Genomic DNA, 17370 nt, shown 5'->3' on the forward strand with positions numbered 1-17370 from the left:
CCTATTTTTATAGAAAGGAAGGCGGCCGAAGTGAATACACTGCTGATTATTACGACCCTGACGGCTTTTTTTATGGCTTCAGTCGTGATTGTTATCCGCATGAAAGCCATCAAACAGCCGGCAACATTTAAAAAAATCGTGCTGCCGCCGTTTTTCATGGCGACGGGAGCGTTAATGTTTGTTTATCCTCCGGCCCGTCCCACCGGAATGGAAATCGGGGAGGCACTCTTAGTTGGATTTGTTTTTTCGTTTCTGCTGATGGCAACCACGTCCTTTGAAATCCGGGAACGCGAGATCTTTGTGCGCCGCTCCAAGGCCTTTTCATTTATTCTGGTGGGCCTGCTGATTGTCCGGACGCTCATTAAGCTGATTATCGGCGATGCGATCGAGCCGGCGGTGCTTGCCGGCATGTTCTTTCTGCTCGCCTTTGCCATGCTCGTCCCGTGGCGCGTGTATATGGCCGTAAAGTACAAGCAGCTGGAAAAAGTGCTGCGGCGCGAGAGAGAGACCGGAGATTCCGTGCCTTCCCGCCATTCATCTTAACGAAAGGGAGAAGTGACCATGTCCAATGATGTAAACGAACACCTCCAAAATGAAATACACGGCAAAAAACTGCCTAACGAAGCGGAGCGCCGCCTGTACCTCGACACGTACCGCGAACGCGTCATCCTCGCGCTGACGAAAAAACAGGTAATGGAAAAGGGAATACGACAGGAAGTGCTGAACGCGATGCACGACCGGAAGGCAGCAGAAGTGCTTGTCGACGGTCATCTGAGCCTTGAGGCCCTGCGGCCGTACCGGAAAGCAGCCGAGACCCGCCGCGTGCCTTACCGGCGCGTCACGCTCGATGAGCCGGAGGGCACCTACGGCCTGGTCGTCGCCTCCGACACGGCCATTGACCGCGAGGACGTGTTTGCCGAGGACGAGCCGGATACAGAAGGCGGCAAACCGGAAGCGGACGGGAAAAAACCGTGGTGGAAAAAGCTGCTTGGCCTCTGAAAAACGAAAAAAGAGGCAAGCGTTTTCCGAATTTTTATCCGAAAATATTTATCTTTGAGGAAAGTTTTGCTATTCTATGAAAGTGGGTCGAGAAACAGATCGGGAAAGGCGGCAGTGAAGTAATACAGCTGCAGGCCTTTCTGCTTATCCTCATCTACTTTTTCGACAACGTTATTGGATTGTTGTATAATAGATCAAGAAGGAGGGGTACATATGGCTCAAAATCAAGACGTATTCAATGCTCGCAAGGCTTTTGAATCGAATGGCAAAACGTATTATTATTACGACATTAAAGCTATTCAGGATGCAGGAGTTGGCGATGTATCGAAGCTGCCATATTCCATTCGTGTGCTGCTCGAATCTGTACTAAGACAGTTGGACGGCCACGTAATTAAACAGGAACACGTAGAAAGTTTAGCAAAATGGGGTTCCGAAGAAGGATCCAAGCAGGACGTACCATTCAAACCATCCCGTGTTATTCTCCAGGACTTTACCGGGGTTCCGGCAGTGGTGGACCTTGCGTCACTGCGAAAAGCAATGAATGATTTCGGGGGAGACGCGGATGTCATCGACCCGGCAATTCCAGTTGACCTTGTGGTGGACCACTCGGTACAGGTGGACCGTTACGGCACTAATGACTCGCTGAACCAGAACATGAACTTTGAATTTTCGAGAAACGAAGAGCGCTACAAGCTCCTAAGCTGGGCGACCAAAGCGTTTAACAACTACAGCGCTGTACCGCCGGCTACAGGCATCGTGCACCAGGTGAACCTGGAATATCTTGCCTCCGTCGTACACACGAAAGAAACTGAAAACGGCGAAGTGGACACGTATCCGGATACGCTCGTCGGTACGGACTCCCACACGACCATGATCAACGGCCTCGGCGTTCTAGGCTGGGGTGTTGGCGGTATCGAGGCGGAAGCGGGCATGCTGCAGCAGCCGTCCTACTTCCCGGCTCCTGAAGTGGTCGGCGTTCGTCTCGTAAACTCCCTGCCGAATGGTTCAACAGCGACAGACCTCGCGCTGCGCGTTACCCAGCGGCTCCGGGAAACGAACGTGGTCGGCAAATTTGTGGAATTCTTCGGCGAAGGCCTGGCGGAAATGCCGCTTGCTGACCGCGCGACGATTTCCAACATGGCACCGGAATACGGCGCGACCTGTGGGTTCTTCCCGGTCGACGAAGAAGCGCTCAACTATCTGCGCCTGACCGGACGCGACGAAGAGCACGTGCAGCTTGTGAAAGACTACTGCAAGCACAACCATATCTTCTTTGATCCGTCCGAAAAAGAACCGCAGTTCACCCAGGTGATTGAAATTGACCTCGCGGATATTGAACCAAGCCTGAGCGGTCCGAAGCGCCCGCAGGATTTGATTACGTTATCCGACATGAAAAAACAGTTCAATGAGGCGCTGACGGCTCCAGCCGGCAACCAGGGATTCGGCCTGTCTCCGGAGGAGATCGACAACGAAGCGACCATCGAACATCCAAACGGCAAAACGTCGACGATGAAAACCGGGGCGCTTGCCATCGCAGCCATCACCAGCTGTACGAACACGTCCAATCCATACGTAATGATCGGGGCAGGCCTTGTCGCCCGTAACGCGGTGGAGAAAGGGCTTGAAGTACCGGAATACGTAAAAACGTCGCTGGCTCCAGGTTCCAAAGTTGTTACCCGCTATCTCGACGACTCCGGCCTGATGCCGTATCTGAACGATCTCGGGTTCAACCTGGTCGGCTACGGCTGCACGACGTGTATCGGCAACAGCGGCCCGCTGCTCGAAGAGATCGAAAAAGGGATCACAGACAGTGATCTCCTCGTTTCCTCTGTGCTGAGCGGTAACCGTAACTTTGAAGGACGGATCCACCCGCTTGTCAAAGCCAACTACCTGGCATCGCCGCCGCTTGTTGTCGCGTACGCGCTGGCCGGTACGGTTGACTTCGACATGTACCGTGATTCGTTCGGCAAGGACAAAGACGGCAACGACGTATACTTTAACGACCTGTGGCCATCCGCCGCCGAAGTCAAAGACTTTATCACGCAAAACGTGTCTCCGGACCTCTTTAAAGAAGAGTACGAGAATGTCTTTGACAATAACGAGCGCTGGAACGAGCTGCAATCGGACGAAAATGCAGATCTGTACGACTTTGACGATGATTCCACGTACATTCAAAACCCGCCGTTCTTTGAAGAAATGTCCAAGGAGCCGGAAGACATTAAACCGTTGACTGCTCTGCGGGCCGTGGCGAAATTTGGCGACTCGGTTACGACCGATCACATTTCTCCGGCAGGGTCCATCGCAAAAGACAGCCCGGCCGGCCGTTATTTGATGGAAAAAGGCCTGAAGCCGGCGCAGTTTAACTCCTACGGTTCCCGCCGCGGTAACCATGAAGTGATGATGCGTGGAACATTCGCCAACATCCGGATTAAAAACCAGCTGGCTCCTGGCACAGAAGGCGGTTATACGACCTACTGGCCGAACGGCGAAGTGCTGTCCATCTATGATGCAGCGATGAAATACAAAGAGGAAAACACTGGCCTGCTTGTAATGGCCGGCAAAGATTACGGCATGGGAAGCTCCCGTGACTGGGCAGCAAAAGGAACAAACCTGCTCGGCATTAAGACCGTTATTGCGGAAAGCTTCGAGCGTATTCACCGCAGTAACCTTGTGCTGATGGGCGTGCTCCCGCTGCAGTTCCAGGAAGGGGAAAACGCTGATTCCCTTGGTTTGACCGGGGAAGAGCATTTCGATGTGAAAATTGATAATACTGTAAAGCCGCACGACATGATCGACGTCGTAGCCACTGACGAGGACGGCAAAACGACTACCTTCCAGGTGGTTGCCCGTTTTGACAGTGACGTTGAGATGGATTACTACCGTCACGGTGGTATTCTGCAGATGGTGCTTCGTAACAACCTTGAAGCAGCAGAGGCAAAACGAAGCCAGTAATGGTGTAATGAAGCCTCCGGTTCGCCGGGGGCTTTGTCTTACAGAAATTAAAAATTTCACATACCGTAATGATAAAATTTGTCACACCTTTCTTAACCTCTTATAATAAAAATGAGGACTAACGCGTGTTCAACCAGGGAATACGATAAAGATGACTACTCATTTTCGTCCTTTTCCCGATAGGGGGTGCCTTTATTGCAAATTAATGAGCAAAATAATATTTACGATATAATCGATAGATGGGAAAAAGAAGAAAACAACATTACGGTCAAACGGGCCTATGAATGCATCCGGACGCTGGAGGAGAGCGATCAGCCTTCCGGCTGCGCCCGCGTGTACGCCCTGATGGCCAGAGACCGGTGGAAGCACCAGCGCCGGTTTGATCCGATGATCCGCAACTGGCTGCAAAAAGCAGAAGAGCTCGATGACACGGTGCCGCTTTTGCAGCAGCTGCGGCCGATGGAGCGGATCGACAGCATCCAGGAAAACATTCTGGATACCCAGCTGACGCTGCTTCGCGAAACGGACCCGGCGTCGGCCCGCTACCGGGTGGCTGAACAGCTGCGGGAGCAGTGCCGGCAGATGATCCAGTATCTGGACGATACGCTTGATACGTGGAATCCGGAAGAATTGACAGTAGACTTTTTGAACGAAGTGGAAAACGAGCATTTGCGGGAGCTTCCGTTTCTGCTTGAAAACATTAAGCAGGCGTGTGAGCGGCTGGCGTCGAGTACGCAGACCTACATGGACACTGCATCTGGTTCCTTTTATTCGCCGGAGGCCGTCCGCGAAATCAAAGAAGCGATCAGCCATGTGGAGCAGCTGAAGGAAAAGTGGAATGAAGCGTCGAGCTCGCTCACGAAGGTGGGCGAGGAGTATACCGATCCGCTGGAAGAGCTGAATGACATGATCGGCCTGCACGGCGTGAAGTCCCGTGTGCATAACATGTATCATTACCTGCAGTACCAGAAGCGGCGGAAGGAGCAGGGGTACCAGTGGAAGGATGAACGAAGCCTTCACATGATTCTGACAGGAAACCCCGGCACGGGCAAAACGATGCTCGCCCGCCTGCTTGCTAAAATTTATCACCAGCTCGGCCTGCTTCAGCGCGATGAAGTGCTCGAAACCGACCGTTCGCGGCTTGTCGGCTCGTACGTTGGCCAGACCGAGGAAAAGACGATGGCGCTGATCAAGGAAGCGGTCGGCGGCGTATTGTTCATCGATGAAGCCTACAGCTTAAAACGCGAAGGCATGGCCGGAAACGATTTTGGACAAACAGCGATTGACACCCTGGTGTCTGCGATGACGAGCGGGGAATATGCCGGCACGTTCGCGGTTATCCTGGCCGGCTACCCGGAGGAAATGCGGCAGTTCCTGCATGCCAATCCGGGGCTCCGCAGCCGGTTTCCGGAAAGCAATCATATCCATCTGCCCGACTACAGCATGGATGAGCTGATGGAGATCGGGGAGAAGGTCGCGCTTGAAAACGACTTTTTCCTAAGCGAGGAAAGCAAGCGGGTGCTTGAAGAGCGGATCGAAAAAGAGCAGGTGGATGAAACGTTCGGCAACGGGCGGACAGTCAAAAACATTGTGCTCGACAGCATTTTCCAAAAAGGGGCGGCGATCGGCAATCAGGATTATATCGGCATCGATGACTTTTCGCTGTTGACGGCCGGAGATATTGAGGAACCTGAAGGCGAGCAGCCGAAGGACAAACGCTCCGCCGTCCAGCAGCTTGATGACTTTATCGGTCTCAACCACGTGAAGCAGGAAATGAAAAAGCTCGCCTCCTTTATCCGCGTACAGCAGCAGCGCCGCGAAGAAGGAGCCCCGACTGTGCCGATTCAGCTGCACACCGTCTTTTCCGGGCCGCCGGGCACCGGCAAAACAACGCTTGCCCAGGTGTATGCCGGCATCTTAAAGGAATACGGCTTTTTAAAACGGGGGCACTGCATTGTGGCCGGCCGCAGCGACCTGGTGGCCGAGTATGTCGGCCAGACGGCCGCAAAAACGAAGCGGAAGGTCCGGGAGGCCCTCGGCGGGGTGCTGTTTATTGACGAAGCATACGCCCTGATGTCGAGTTCGCGGAGCGACTTCGGCCGGGAAGCGCTGGATACCCTCGTCGAAGAAATGACCAAGCACGACGAAAATCTGGTGGTTGTACTTTCCGGCTATCCGGAGCCGATGAAGCAGCTGCTTGAAATGAATCCGGGTCTTGAATCCCGCTTTAAAAAAACCTTTTACTTCCCGCCGTACACGCCGGAGGATCTGGCGGAGATTACAGAGCGTTCGGTGGAGCGTTTTGGCTATCATTTTGAGCCGGAGGCGCGCGAGCTGCTTGAGAGCAGGTACGCTGTCTCGAACACGGACGGCAACGCCCGGCTCGCCGAAGACGTAGCCGAAGAAATCTTTCAGCAGCAGGCCTTCCGGCTGTTCCAGTCGGAAAAGAACGATGAAGACCTGCATGAGCTGACGGCCGAAGACGTGAAGCATGCGATTGAAGTACGGGTGAAATCTGAAGGAGAAGAAGGACATGAAGAGCGTTCATACACCAATTGAAGTACGATATGCTGAAACGGACCAGATGGGAATCGTTCATCACGGTTCCTATGTGGTCTGGTGCGAAATCGGGCGCACGCACCATATGAAGGAGATGGGCTTTTACTATCCGGATATTGAAAGGGCCGGCTATTTGTTTCCGGTGCTCAGCATTAACATCGATTACGAAACGCCGGCCGTCTACGGCGAGGATGTGGAAATTGAAACGTGGATTGATTCTTATGACGGAGTGCGTGTAAAATATGGTTATATTGTGACTAACGCCAAAGGACAGACGTGCATCCGGGCGTTTTCAAGCCACGTGTGCGTCCGCAAGGAAACGTTCAAACCGGTAGCTATCCGAAGGGCACTGCCGGACTGGCATAAGGCGTACAGCCGGCTGGCGGAGTCCACGGCCGCCGGGTCTGCCAAAGGCGGTGGAGACGATGGCATTTGGCATTAAAGCCCACGAACTAAAAGCCTGGAAACGAAAGGCCGCGGCGGGAGAAGTGGCCCTCTTGACGCATTACTGGTATGACCCGCGCTTTCCCGACTGTGACACGGTGACGAAAGCCTCCTGCCGCGATGTGGAGACCCTCGCCCGCTGGGGCAGGCAGTACGGGTTGAAGGCCGGCTGGATCCATTACCGGGACGACTACCCGCACTTTGACCTGCTGGGAGACTATGAAGCGCATATTCTCTCGGAAGAAAAGCAGTGGACGCAGATGGAACGGTTTGGCATTCAGGCGCCCCGTTCAACTAAATAATTTAATCTGGAGGCACAATCTATGAATGCAACACAGAATGAAATTATTGAAGCATTGCAAACAACGCCGGAGATTGACCCCAAGCAGGAAATTGAACGCCGGGTGCACTTTCTGAAAGAATACGCCAAAAAAGCCGGAGTCAGAGGCTTTGTGCTCGGCATTTCCGGCGGCCAGGATTCGACGCTCGCCGGCAAGCTCGCCCAGATGGCGGTGGATGAGCTTGAAACCGAGCAGGCCGTGCCGTTCAAATTTGTCGCCCTCCGCCTGCCGTACGGAAAACAGCATGATGAGGACGATGCGGCGAAGGCGCTTGACTACATCGAGCCGCAGGAAACGTATACGATTGACGTACAGCCGGGCGTGGACGCGTCGGTGCAGGCATTTGAACGGGCTCTTGGAACCACCATGTCCGACTTTATTAAGGGCAACACGAAGGCCCGGGAACGGATGAAGGCCCAGTACGACGTCGCCGGAGCCGAAGGGCTGCTCGTGCTCGGCACCGACCACGCAGCAGAAGCGGTTACCGGCTTTTACACGAAGCACGGGGACGGCGCCTGCGACGTGGCCCCGCTGTACGGCCTGAATAAGCGTCAGGGCAAGATGCTGCTGCGCGAGCTCGAAGCACCGGCCTCGACGTTTGAAAAGGTACCGACCGCTGATCTCGAAAGCGACCGTCCCGGCCTTCCGGACGAAGAGGCGCTCGGGCTGACGTACGACCAGATCGACGACTTTCTCGAAGGCCAAAGCATTGATCCTGATGCCCATGACCGGCTCGTGGATATGTATAACAAAACGGCGCATAAACGGGAAATGCCGGCAACGTTATACGATACGTGGTGGAAAGAATAAAAAGCGACTGCGGATGGTCCCCTTGCGGCCATCCGTTTTTCACAAATACGGGAAAGACTAGACGGCGGCCGCGATGTTTGATATATAGATAAAAGAAAGAAAAGGAGAGAACACCGAAATACGTTAAAGGAGAACGATAGCGCCATGCCTATTAAAGTACCTGACTATCTGCCGGCCAAAAATACGCTGGAAAAAGAAAATATTTTTATCATGAATGAAAGCCGGGCCTACCTGCAGGACATCCGCCCGCTGAAAATTGTCATTTTAAACCTGATGCCTTTAAAAGAGCGGACGGAGACCCAGATCCTCCGGATGCTCAGTAATACGCCGCTGCAGGTGGATGTGTCGTTTCTGCATCCGGATACCCACCGGTCCAAAAACACGCCGCGCGAGCATCTGTCGTCGTTCTACAAAACGATCGATGAAGTACGGAGCCGGAAATTCGACGGCATGATCATCACCGGGGCCCCGCTTGAGCAAATCCCGTTCGAAGAAGTGGATTACTGGGAAGAGCTTCAGAGCATTCTGGACTGGAGCGACCAGAACGTCACCAACACGATGCACATCTGCTGGGGGGCCCAGGCCGGCCTGTACCACCATCACGGCATCGATAAGCATCCGCTTCCGAAAAAACAGTTCGGCGTCTACCCGCACTATATTAACGGCCAAAACGAAAAGCTTCTGAGCGGGTTCGACGACCAGTTTTACGTGCCGCACTCCCGGTACACGAAAACAAGACGGGAGGACGTGGAGGCCTGTCCGGACCTGGACATTTTATCCGAATCCGACGAAGCCGGCCTGTATATCGTAGCGACCAAGGACCGCAAGCGGATTTACGTGACCGGCCACAGCGAATACGATGCGGACACCCTGCGCGATGAATTTGAGCGCGATATTCGCCGCGGTCTGGGAACCGAGGTGCCGGAAAACTACTTTCCGGAGGACAATCACCTGTATTCCCCGCTGAAAATGTGGCGCGCCCATGCGACGCTGTTGTTTACGAACTGGCTGAACTATTATGTGTATCAGGAGACACCATTCGACTTTGCCTGAAGCTGTTTCCAATCCGGAAACAGTTTTTTCAGTCCGGGGAAAAAAGATGATATAATAGATGCGTGCAAAAACAGCCGGGAACGACAACTAGGCAGAGACGCCGAAGAATGTGAGCGGAAGATTGGGTGATGGAGTTGGATGCGCTAGACGTATTGATGAATAAAGAACAGATTTTGGTGTACTTTCAGCCGATACTGAGCGCAGATAAGCTGGAGATTTCTGCGTATGAAGTGCTCGGCCGCTTTCGAAATGAGGACGGGAGTGTCGAGACGCTCGAGAACTGCTTTCGGGACCCGGGAGTGCCGTGGGAGTATAAGCAGGAAATTGACCGGGAGGTGCACCGGGCTGCGCTGGAAACGTTTGTAGCTGGAGAGCGGACGGATATGATTTTTTTAAACGTGGACGCGTCCACCATTCTCGGAGACGGAGGAGACGGCCTGGTTGAATTTCTACTTGGGTACGAGGAATGGGGCGTGGCTCCGGCCTCGATCTGCCTGGAACTGAAAGCGACCGATTTTCAGCAGGACCTGTCGCGCCTGAAGCACTTTATACAGTATGCCCAGAGCGCCGGCCTTTCGGTTGCGATTGATAATCTCGGCAAGGAAGCGATTCATCTGGAACAGCTTGCCTACTTGAAGCCCAATGTGCTGAAGGTGGACGTGACGCTTTCCGAAAGTTTTGCGGTACCGAGCATTTACCGGGACGTGCTGCATTCGCTGTCGACGCTGTCGAGAAAAATTGGAGCTTCGCTTTTGTTTGAAAAAATTGAATCGTTTAATCAGCTGAATTATGCCTGGCGCAACGGCGCCCGGTATTACCAGGGATTCTACCTTGAAAAGCCGAAAGAGACGTTCATTGAAAAAGACCAGTTTCAACAACGGATGAAAAAGGACATCCATCATTTTATCGATGTGGAGCGTAAAAAAATCGAAGCCCAGATCCAGTTAACCGCTGAGCTGAACAAGCGGCTGAACGAGCGCCTCAAGCATTCAGACGTGATGGAAGACATCGACGGCTGGACGCTTCGGACCGCAGAGTCGCTCGAGGAAATGAGCTTCCGCGTGTACGTGTGCGACCGGGAGGGATACCAGCTTTCTGGGAACGCTTCGCGCCAGAGCGGCGGCGCGTGGGAATACCGGACGGAAGAGCGCCACCGCAACTGGAGCTGGCGGCCGTATTTTCTGGAAAACATTGTGCGCATGAATTTTGAACAAAGAGGCATTCTTTCCGACATGTATACGGATTTCCACAGCGATGAAATGATTCGGACATATTCCCATCCCATCACGGAGGATTTGTACGTATTTGTGGATATTCCGTACGCATTTTTATATGAAAAAGACTATCTGCTGTAACAGCGCCGGCTTCTCCTGCTACGGAGGAGCGGCGTTTTTGCATCAAAAGGAGAGCGGTAACGGTGCAGCGGCCAACCCTTGAAATGTATCAATGGAATAATGACGCAGTCCGGGCCTTTTTTTCCCGGCATACGTTTTCGCCGTCTGCGGTCAGTGAAGGAATCGAAAAGCTCGAAGGCGCCTCCGGGCCCACGGCAGGCGAAAAGAGAGATTTGCGCCGGCTGAAGGCAAAAAACAGCGCGTCGGCGTACCACGTGCTTGTCTGCGGCCACTTTTCCGCAGGGAAAAGCACGCTGATCAACCGGATGCTGGACGGGGAATGGCTGCCGGCCCATCCGGTGCCGACAAGTGCAAACGTCGTTTCCTTTTCGGCTGGAGACGCTGCCTCCTATAAGGTGACCACCGGCGGACAGACTTCAGCGGTACCGGCCGGAGCGTGGACGAATGCATGGATGATGGCCAAGGAAACCGAACGGGTGGAAGTGAGGCATCCCGAATTGCCGCTGCCGCCGGGAGTGACGCTTTTTGATACCCCGGGCATTGATTCCACCGAAGCCGCTCATCAGCGGGCCGCGGAGTCGGAATGGATGATAGCCGATGAGCTGTTTTATGTGACTGACTACCAGCAGGTGGAGTCGGAAGAAAATTTTTTGTTTCTGCAGCGGTTGAACGAGCAGTATGTCCGACCATGCCTTATCGTTAACCAGGTGGACAAGCATGAGGAAGGGGAGCTCTCCTTCCAGGCCTACCAGGACCGGATCCGGGAAAGCCTGGACCGCCGGCAGATCGAATACGAAGCTGTTTTTTTCGTGTCTGCGCTTTACCCCGAACGCACGGCCGCTTCCTGGGAAGCCCTGCAGAAGAGAATGCTGCCTGCCGCTGCCGGCCAGCGGACGGAGCGCATTCGGCAGACATGCGCGGCGAGAGCGTATTACCTCACCGTGTCCCATCTGCGCCAGCGTCTTTCTGCAGCGGAGCCGGGCGAAGATATCAAGGGCGTTTGGGAAGCGTTTACCACGCCCGGAGACCTTTACGAGGCGGTAGAGGCAGACCAGAACGCCGCCGGACAGTTCAGGCACTGGGAGGCGCAGGGAGAAAAAGCGATGCGCCAGACCATCCTCGATGCCTTTGCCCGTGCCAAGCTGATGCCCTACCATACGCGGGCGGCAGTGCGTGACTATCTGGAATCCCGCCTGGTGACCTTTCGTGTTAAAAGCTGGCTGGGCACCCAAAAAACGACTAAGGTTCGCAGGGACCGGGAAGCCCGGCTGATCAAAGAGCTGAATGAAAACATCAAAAACGAACTCGAAAATCATTTAAAACGGGACATGAAGCAGACCGCCGAACGCTACGCCGGCAGAAGCCTGCAGGTGGAAGCCGCGATTGACGCTATGGAAGTGCGGGCGGATGCTGCCATGCTCCAGGATGCGGAAAACAAGGGGGCACGCCTCACGGAAGCCTATGCAAGAACTTACTGCCGCAACCTGGAAGAAAAAATGCAGACGGCGTACCGCCGGCAGCTTGCTGAATGGATGCCGCTCTTTTTAGAAGCGGCCCGGGACCAGAAGCAGACGGAAGCCCGGCAGCAGGAAGCACAAGCAGCAGCCAACCGGAAAGCCTGGCGGACTTATGAAGACTGGCGCCGCGAATTTTATCAGGCAAAGGACCTGCTTGAGGCCCAGCAGCAGTGGTGGTCCGGGCATGCGGTGCCGCTGTCTCAGGCCGGCCTCGAGACAGAACCGGCAGCGCAGGCAGTAGCCCCCTCTGCGGAGAATAAAACCTATTCGGTAAAAAAATGGTACGAAAACTACCTGGCTGCTTCTGGGGGGAGCCGGGACAGCCCCGATCCGGAGGCGACGGCAGAGCAGTGGCGAAAGCTTGCCCGGCTGGTGAAGCCGTACGTGCCGCTTGAAGGCTTTGCCGAGCGGCTGGAGGCCCGGGCGGCACGGCTCCGGGAGCAGTCGTTCCGGGTGTCCTTTTTCGGCGGCTTCAGTGCCGGGAAATCCACGGTAGCCAATGCCATGGCGGGAGAAACCGTCCTGCCGGTGTCGGCGAATCCAACTACAGCGGCGATCACTCATTTGAAAGCACCGGACGGCCGGCATCCGGACCGGAGCGCAGTGATTTATTACAAGCAGCAGGCCCATGTGCTTCAGGACATGAACGACCTGCTGGCCCCGTTTGAGGTGCGCCTGGATCATGTCACAGAGTGGCACGACCGGTACGATGCTTACGAAGAACAGGCCCGGGCACGGGCGGAAAAAGCAGAAAAGCAGAAGCGGACGGAGCTGGAACAGGAGCAGCTGGAGCCGCTCGCCTTCGATGCGATGCGGGAGGAAGAAAAAAGAAGGCTTGATCAGTACGCCTCCTCCTACGAACAGCAGCAGCGCAGCGCGGGCCATTCGGAGGCAGTCTCCCTCGAAGCCTTTCAGCAGGCGGCTGGAACAGAAGCGCAGGCGATGATGATTGAACGAGCGGACGTTTATCTTGCTTCTCCGTGGACCGGGCAGGGCATGGAAATAGTCGATACCCCCGGTATTCATTCGGTGTATCAGCGCCACGCAGACATTTCCTTCCAGGAAATGCAGCGGGCGGACGCCATTTTGTTTTTATCGTATTACAACCATGCATTTTCACGCGGGGATAAAGCATTTTTGGAGCAGCTGGCTGCAGTGAACCAAACGTTTTCCTACGATAAATTGATTTTTCTCGTAAACGCAGCGGATCTTGCTTCTAACCGGCAGGAGCTCGAGGAGGTGCTTTCGTATGTGCGCGAAGAGCTTGCCGCCATTGGTGTCCGAGACCCACTTGTCCTGCCGGTTTCCGGAAAAGTGTCGCTGCAGGACAAAACGGCCGGCGGCCTGGAAGGGTTTGAGGCCGTGTTTGAAGAGTTTCTTTCCACGACGCTTGAAACCACTGTGATCAAAGAGGGAAACCGGGAGGCCGAAGAGCTCCGCTCCTACGTGGAACGAACGCGGGCACAGGCGGAGCGGACGAATGCCGAACAGGCGCGGGAGAGACAAAACGAAATCATGCAGCTGGAGCAGTTCCTCGCCCAGGACAAGTGGACAGAGTCATGGAAGCGTATCGACAAGCGGCTTGCTGAGGAAACAGAGGAACTGTTTTTCTACGTCCGCCAGCGGTTGTTTTATTATTACCGGGAAGAATTTATGTTTTGGTTTTCGCGGGCGTACTTTCATGACCAGTCCTCGTTTCGTTCCCAGCTGCGCCGGAAAACGACAGAAGCAGTCCAGCAGGTGCTGCAGCGGTTCATGCAGGAAACAAGGGTTACGACGGCGCGGGTAGAACGGTGGGTCCAGCAGGCGATGAATGAAGAGGAACAATACTGGAGGCAGCAGTTGCCGAACCATTTTCGTTATGTGTTTTCGGGAGAGGAAGAAGCTTTTCCGGCAATCGAATTTTCTCCGCCGGAGGTGCCGTTGGTCGCCGAAGCGGTGGAGGGGGAGTGGAAAACGCTCTCGCACCATGATTTCTTCCTGAGAGGGGAAAACAAAGCGTACCGGGAAGTGCTCGAACAAAAGCTGCGGCCCGTGGTCGAAGAAGAACTGCAAATAGTGAAAGCAAACGTCTATTCCTGGGCGGAAGCGGCAGCGGCAGCCCGGTGGAAGCAGCGCACGGACGGCTGGGAGGCGGCGGCAGCCCGGCAGACAGAGTGGCTGAAGCAGGAAAAAACAGAAGATAGCGAGCGGGAATGGGCGCGGCTGGAAGCAGAGCTCCGGAGGCTGGTTGGACAGACAGAGTGAGTGTGTTATACTACAAGTACTCTGCAAGATAAAGGATGGGGACATGAACGGAACAAATATTTTTTTAGACGACGTCCGACAGTCTCCGGATAATCACGTATTGGTGAAAACAGCGGAAGAATGCATGCGACTGCTGCAAAACACGGCTGACGTCAGCCATCTGTCGCTTGACCATGACTTGGGAACGAAGTATTTTAACGGTTTTTCCGTTGTGCTGTATTTACTCGAAAAACAAATTATACCTTCAAAAATTACCATACACTCAGCGAATGCAGTGGGCGGCAAACGAATGTACCGGAGACTAATGGAAGCGCGCAAGTCCGGGGAACTTCCGGAACAAGTGAAGATCCTGCACCGGCCGCTGCCGTTAAATGCCTAAAAAGAAGCCTTCCGGGGCTTCTTTTTTATATAACGGGGGAAGCTTTGCTATAATGGACAATGAAAAAGGAGGGGTAAGCTATGCAAATACAGCTGACCGACCGGGCGGCCGACGCGATTCGCCGCCTCGAGGATAAACAGACGATTACGATTGCCTACGAATTTACGGGCGGGTGCCAGGGGCTGCAGGAATTCCAGCTGCATGCCTCTCCCGGGACAACGCCGGAAGCCAGAGCGGCCGACGAAGACACGTGGCATCTGCTGGAGCCGTCGCCGGTGCTTGACTATCATCCAACTCTCAAATGGATGCTAAAAAATAAAAACCAGACCATTGCCAACAACATTCATTTGTATGAACAGACGGAGGCGTAAGGAGGACAGGTGATGGAGCGTTTAGTGGATATAAAAAACGTCAGCGTGCGGACGAACGGGCGGAGCCGGCTGGAGGACGTTTCGTTTGCAGTCAATCAGGGCGAACACCGTGCTCTTCTCGGCTTAAATGGTTCCGGCAAAACCACGCTGCTGCAGGTGATTTTAGGGCAGGTATGGGCTGCGGAAGGAGAAGTGCACACCTGGTTTGGCCGGCATGGCAGGGTGAACATGCAGGAGCTCCGCCGGGAAATCGGCATTGTCAGTAACGCCCTGGACGATCAGTACCAGCACCGCGCGGGGGAAACTGCCCGCAACGTCGCCTTAAGCGGTTATTTTGCGAGCATCGGTGTTTACGAACAGGCACCGGAGACGGCCATGGAACGGGCGGAGGAAGCTCTGCGCACGTTCGGGGTATCACAGTACAGAGACGTACCGTATGCCGCGCTTTCCCAGGGGGAGAAGCGCCGGGTAATGCTTGCGAGGGCGTGGACGACAGGAGCAAAGCTGCTCCTTCTTGATGAACCCTGTACCGGCCTTGATGTGAAGGGAAGAGAGGAGCTAATCGCAGGGCTTGAAGCGTCGCTGCAGGTCCCGGAGGCACCGACCGTGCTGTATGTAACCCATCACCTTGAAGAGCTGCCGGGAGCCGTAGAAGCTGCAACGATTATGAAAAATGGCCGGGTTCAGGCGGATGGAAAGAAACAGAACGTGCTGACGGATGAAGAGGTTTCCAGCGCGTTTGATGTAGCTGGGAGCATCCAATGGCATGAGCAGCGGCCGTGGTTTATTACGGGAGGAGCCCCGATACGCTGACCGCCGAACGTAGCCGTTCGGTTCTTAAATAAAATTTCAATTATCGTATTTATTATAAAAACAAAATTAAAAAGCTATAAAAAAAAAAGCAAAAATGAAGCCCCATCCTTATTTAGGAAAGGGCTTGAGAGCATATTCACGTATCAAATGAGGCCACAATTTTCCCGCGTGTATGGCCGTCCTGCATTTCCTGTAGTGCTTTCGGGATCTCCTGGAAGCTGATCGTGCGGTTGAGGGAAGGCTTCACTTTTCCCTGCGAAGCAAGCTCTCCAAGCTCCCGTGCCATATAGCCGAGGTCTTTAATCTGTGCTTCATCATCCGAACGGTACACAAATCCAAGTGCCACTTCATGAATCGAAGGGGCGAGCGTTTTTGCTACGTAGTGGGAAAGGTCAGGCCATTCAACCACAGCAATCAAATGCCCGTTAAACGCGAGGTAATCCAGGGCTTCGGTGGCTGTTTCGCGGCCGACCAGATCAAGAACCACATCGACCCCACGGCCGTCGGTTAATTTGTGTACTTCTTCCACCACGTTCTGGCTGCGGTAGTCAATCACCTGATCGGCCCCCAGCTCTTTCACGTAGTCCGCATTTTCGTCCGAACAGGTGGAAAACACGGTGAGCCCAAGATGCTTGGCAAGCTGTACGGCAAAGCTTCCTACGCCGCCGGACCCAGCCTGAATCATAATCGTCTGGCCAGGGCGGAGCGGGGCCTTCCGGTACAGCGACTGGTAGGCCGTGAAACCGGCCGTCGGCATCGACGCTGCTTCCACATGCGTCAGGCCTTTCGGCACTGATGACACCACGTCCGCCCGCGTAGTCGTAAATTCCGCAAACCCACCGTCTTCTGTCATATTTCCATGATAATACACTTCATCCCCGGCTGACCAATCGGTTACATCCGCGCCAACTGCATCGACTACCCCGGACACGTCCAGTCCCGAAACGTGAGGGAACGACCATTCCGGGAGAGGAGATTCCATTAATTTATAATCGACCGGATTTAATCCCACAGCGTGAACTTTGATGCGGAGCTCATGAGCTTCCGGCTCCGGCACCTCCATATCGGTTTCCTGCAGCTGGCCGGGGCCGCCGGCTTCATTTATAACAAGTGCTTTCATTTTATCAGCCTCCTGCTCCTTCTATACCTTCCCGATACGAGACAAAAACATCCAAAAATGAAAAACTCCTGGCTGCAAATCTTTAACACCGGCCGGGCGGGGCCGATATATAAAGTAAAGAGAACCGGGAGGGAAACGGCATGTCTTTAGCAAGTGAAAAAAATATTCTATTGGAATCAGGAACCAACGAGCTCGAAATCGTTTTATTTTCCGTCGGAAACAGCCAATTTGGCATTAATGTCTTAAAGGTGCGCGAAATCATTCGAGAGCATAAAATAGTTTGTGTAAACGATCGATCACCAAAAAAGGAAGTCCTTTTCTAGTAGAATGAAGTTACCGACCACATCCACAGAAAAGAGGACTTCCCTATGAATAATTTTACTACAGATATTGCTCACGCTCTAGTCCAA

Annotated in this window: 15 protein-coding genes; 14 read left to right on the forward strand and 1 reads right to left on the reverse strand. The window is 54.1% G+C overall.

The features are described from left to right. The first annotated feature begins 30 nt into the window (after positions 1 to 30). The 13 genes from CHL76_RS09395 (at position 31) to CHL76_RS09455 (ending at position 15840) form a co-directional block, all read left to right on the forward strand. On the forward strand, positions 31 to 543 hold the full coding sequence (locus CHL76_RS09395; protein ID WP_261763924.1) for a CcdC family protein: 513 nt from the start codon (positions 31 to 33) through the stop codon (positions 541 to 543). Between the two features lie 18 nt (positions 544 to 561). Continuing rightward, positions 562 to 999 (forward strand): YueI family protein, encoded by a 438-nt coding sequence (locus CHL76_RS09400; RefSeq protein ID WP_079476461.1) that lies wholly within the window; start codon positions 562 to 564, stop codon positions 997 to 999. A gap of 213 nt (positions 1000 to 1212) precedes the next feature. Beyond that, a complete protein-coding gene (acnA, locus tag CHL76_RS09405; RefSeq protein WP_094908419.1) occupies positions 1213 to 3951 on the forward strand; it encodes an aconitate hydratase AcnA in 2739 nt (912 codons plus the stop codon). A gap of 195 nt (positions 3952 to 4146) precedes the next feature. Then, the gene (locus tag CHL76_RS09410; protein WP_094908420.1) at positions 4147 to 6510 is read left to right on the forward strand and encodes an AAA family ATPase; all 2364 of its coding nucleotides are present in this window, start codon (positions 4147 to 4149) and stop codon (positions 6508 to 6510) included. Further along, a complete protein-coding gene (locus tag CHL76_RS09415; protein WP_079476464.1) occupies positions 6485 to 6952 on the forward strand; it encodes an acyl-CoA thioesterase in 468 nt (155 codons plus the stop codon). The genes CHL76_RS09410 and CHL76_RS09415 overlap by 26 nt, the downstream gene beginning before the upstream one ends. After that, positions 6936 to 7256, forward strand: a complete 321-nt coding sequence (locus CHL76_RS09420; RefSeq protein WP_079476465.1) for a hypothetical protein — start codon at positions 6936 to 6938, stop codon at positions 7254 to 7256. Before CHL76_RS09415 ends, CHL76_RS09420 begins: the two co-directional genes overlap by 17 nt. Before the next feature lie 21 nt (positions 7257 to 7277). After that, positions 7278 to 8105, forward strand: a complete 828-nt coding sequence (nadE, locus tag CHL76_RS09425; RefSeq protein WP_079476466.1) for an ammonia-dependent NAD(+) synthetase — start codon at positions 7278 to 7280, stop codon at positions 8103 to 8105. A 144-nt stretch (positions 8106 to 8249) separates the two neighbouring features. Next, entirely contained in the window at positions 8250 to 9158 is a 909-nt protein-coding gene (metA, locus tag CHL76_RS09430) for a homoserine O-acetyltransferase MetA (RefSeq protein WP_094908421.1), read from the forward strand. 128 nt (positions 9159 to 9286) lie between these two features. Further along, positions 9287 to 10513: an EAL domain-containing protein gene (locus tag CHL76_RS09435; protein ID WP_094908422.1), complete on the forward strand. Its 1227-nt coding sequence runs from the start codon at positions 9287 to 9289 to the stop codon at positions 10511 to 10513. Positions 10514 to 10575: 62 nt separating this feature from the next. Next, complete coding sequence (locus CHL76_RS09440) at positions 10576 to 14277, forward strand: dynamin family protein (RefSeq protein ID WP_094908423.1); 3702 nt, start codon at positions 10576 to 10578, stop codon at positions 14275 to 14277. A 43-nt stretch (positions 14278 to 14320) separates the two neighbouring features. After that, positions 14321 to 14656, forward strand: coding sequence for a cyclic-phosphate processing receiver domain-containing protein (locus tag CHL76_RS09445; protein ID WP_094908424.1), 336 nt, complete (start codon positions 14321 to 14323; stop codon positions 14654 to 14656). 80 nt (positions 14657 to 14736) lie between these two features. Next, entirely contained in the window at positions 14737 to 15027 is a 291-nt protein-coding gene (locus CHL76_RS09450) for an iron-sulfur cluster assembly accessory protein (RefSeq protein ID WP_079476471.1), read from the forward strand. A 12-nt stretch (positions 15028 to 15039) separates the two neighbouring features. Then, the gene (locus CHL76_RS09455; RefSeq protein WP_094908425.1) at positions 15040 to 15840 is read left to right on the forward strand and encodes an ABC transporter ATP-binding protein; all 801 of its coding nucleotides are present in this window, start codon (positions 15040 to 15042) and stop codon (positions 15838 to 15840) included. Positions 15841 to 15976: 136 nt separating this feature from the next. On the opposite strand, the gene CHL76_RS09460 is transcribed toward CHL76_RS09455, so the two are convergent. Beyond that, positions 15977 to 16960: a zinc-binding dehydrogenase gene (locus tag CHL76_RS09460; RefSeq protein ID WP_079476473.1), complete on the reverse strand. Its 984-nt coding sequence runs from the start codon at positions 16958 to 16960 to the stop codon at positions 15977 to 15979. Positions 16961 to 17100: 140 nt separating this feature from the next. Here CHL76_RS09460 and CHL76_RS09465 point away from each other — a divergent pair, with 140 nt between their 5' ends. Further along, a complete protein-coding gene (locus tag CHL76_RS09465; RefSeq protein WP_379919728.1) occupies positions 17101 to 17283 on the forward strand; it encodes a hypothetical protein in 183 nt (60 codons plus the stop codon). Positions 17284 to 17370: the final 87 nt, after the last annotated feature.

The organism is Marinococcus halophilus, from assembly GCF_002265875.1.
Taxonomy (GTDB): domain Bacteria; phylum Bacillota; class Bacilli; order Bacillales; family Marinococcaceae; genus Marinococcus; species Marinococcus halophilus.

Bases quoted from the DNA above. Each gene is read 5' to 3' on its own strand.
- CHL76_RS09400 (WP_079476461.1), top strand. From the start codon at position 562: ATGTCCAATGATGTAAACGAACACCTCCAAAATGAAATACACGGCAAA.
- acnA (WP_094908419.1), top strand. From the start codon at position 1,213: ATGGCTCAAAATCAAGACGTATTCAATGCTCGCAAGGCTTTTGAATCG.
- CHL76_RS09415 (WP_079476464.1), top strand. From the start codon at position 6,485: ATGAAGAGCGTTCATACACCAATTGAAGTACGATATGCTGAAACGGAC.
- CHL76_RS09420 (WP_079476465.1), top strand. From the start codon at position 6,936: ATGGCATTTGGCATTAAAGCCCACGAACTAAAAGCCTGGAAACGAAAG.
- nadE (WP_079476466.1), top strand. From the start codon at position 7,278: ATGAATGCAACACAGAATGAAATTATTGAAGCATTGCAAACAACGCCG.
- metA (WP_094908421.1), top strand. From the start codon at position 8,250: ATGCCTATTAAAGTACCTGACTATCTGCCGGCCAAAAATACGCTGGAA.
- CHL76_RS09435 (WP_094908422.1), top strand. From the start codon at position 9,287: ATGGAGTTGGATGCGCTAGACGTATTGATGAATAAAGAACAGATTTTG.
- CHL76_RS09445 (WP_094908424.1), top strand. From the start codon at position 14,321: ATGAACGGAACAAATATTTTTTTAGACGACGTCCGACAGTCTCCGGAT.
- CHL76_RS09450 (WP_079476471.1), top strand. From the start codon at position 14,737: ATGCAAATACAGCTGACCGACCGGGCGGCCGACGCGATTCGCCGCCTC.
- CHL76_RS09455 (WP_094908425.1), top strand. From the start codon at position 15,040: ATGGAGCGTTTAGTGGATATAAAAAACGTCAGCGTGCGGACGAACGGG.
- CHL76_RS09460 (WP_079476473.1), bottom strand. From the start codon at position 16,960: ATGAAAGCACTTGTTATAAATGAAGCCGGCGGCCCCGGCCAGCTGCAG.
- CHL76_RS09465 (WP_379919728.1), top strand. From the start codon at position 17,101: ATGTCTTTAGCAAGTGAAAAAAATATTCTATTGGAATCAGGAACCAAC.